Origin of the sequence: Rhizobium sp. SEMIA 4085 (genome assembly GCF_013004495.1) — a bacterium.
In the GTDB taxonomy this organism is placed as follows: Bacteria; Pseudomonadota; Alphaproteobacteria; order Rhizobiales; family Rhizobiaceae; genus Rhizobium; species Rhizobium gallicum.
In genome coordinates, this window is record NZ_JABEPH010000662.1 from 1 (window position 1) to 1,338 (window position 1,338).

Annotated in this window: 1 protein-coding gene and 1 pseudogene; both read left to right on the forward strand. The window is 61.0% G+C overall.

Annotated elements, in window-relative coordinates; translation table 11 throughout:
- On the forward strand, nucleotides 1-192 hold a 192-nt coding region (locus C9413_RS32950), incomplete at its 5' end, for a hypothetical protein (RefSeq protein ID WP_210263684.1).
- A 134-nt stretch (nucleotides 193-326) separates the two neighbouring features.
- Nucleotides 327-1,338: pseudogene (locus C9413_RS32170) on the forward strand (aldehyde dehydrogenase family protein); the annotation flags it as partial.

Consider the following 1,338-nt stretch of genomic DNA (forward strand, 5'->3'; position numbering starts at 1 on the left):
TGCGTCCTTCTCATCGTTTCTCTTTTTTGTTTTTTTAATCAGCATACGGCATACGATATGCTCCGGATTCTGGTGGTCTCGGAGCTGTGTAAAAGTACCATCTCCCACACAGTGCTCGAATCGATCCGTCTTGAACGCCCGCGTCCCAACTATCGCCTGCGCGGCGAAAACGCTCCGCCGTTCCTGACCTGATCCCCGACGCCCTCTGTGCCCGCTGAAGCCAGGTCGCAGCGGGCGCAAGCACGAGCAGCAGCTCTCTAGCAACACCAGTCCATTCACGGCGGTGGAGGGACCGTCATGTCATGCAGCTATCTAAGGACTTTCAGATGACGACTTATTCGGCCAAGAATTGGATCAATGGCGCGTTCGTTTCGTCGGCGAGCCTTGGCATCTCCATCAATCCGGCGACCTACGAACGCATCGGCGAATATCCGGATGATGGCGGCGCGGCTGCCGGGTCCGCCATCGAAGCCGCGAGCCGCGCCTTTCGAAGCACGGCCTGGGCACATGATGCCGAACTGCGAGCCAAAGTGCTCGACCAGATGGCTTTGGCGATCGAGCGGAACCGCGATCTACTGATAGACATCCTCTCGCTCGAGAATGGAAAGGTTCGGGGCGAAGCCGCACTTGAGGCTGACGGCGCCCCGAGCAAGCTGCGCTACTGGGCGGCGATGGCGCGAACCGAAGCGGGTCGCGCCATGCAACCGCGACCGGGGGCCTTTCGATCGTCCTACGACAGCCGATGGGCGTAGCGGGAGTCATCGTTCCCTGGAACTCTCCGATCATTCTGGCGGTCAGATCGTTCGCGCCCGCACTCGCCGCAGGATGCACGGTCGTCATCAAGATGCCAGGGCAGGCCGCCCAGATCGCTAGCGTGCTGGCGGAGACCCTCGCAGAACCCTCGGACCTTCCGAACGGCGTCATCAACATTTTCGTTGAAAGCGAATCGGATGGGGCCGCGCTCCTTGTCGAAAGCGCCGACGTGCCGACGATCAGCTTCACGGGAAGCACGAAGACCGGCGTTGCGATCAGCGCGGTCGGGGCGCGCCGAATGAAACGCTTCGGACTTGAATTGGGTGGAAAAGCGCCAATGATCGTGTTCGACGACGCCGACATGGAACCCATGCTGCCCGTTCTGGAAAAAGCGCTGACGGTATTCGCCGGCCAGTTCTGCATGACGGGCTCGCGGCTGCTCGTACAGGAAGTGGTCTATGACACCGTTCGCGATCGGCTTGCCGGGCGGCTGCGGAATGTACGGGTCGGGCCCGCCTCTGATCCCAAAAGCGACATGGGACCGTTGCTCGACAAACCGAAAGTCGACCGCGTCGGCAAGGTTGG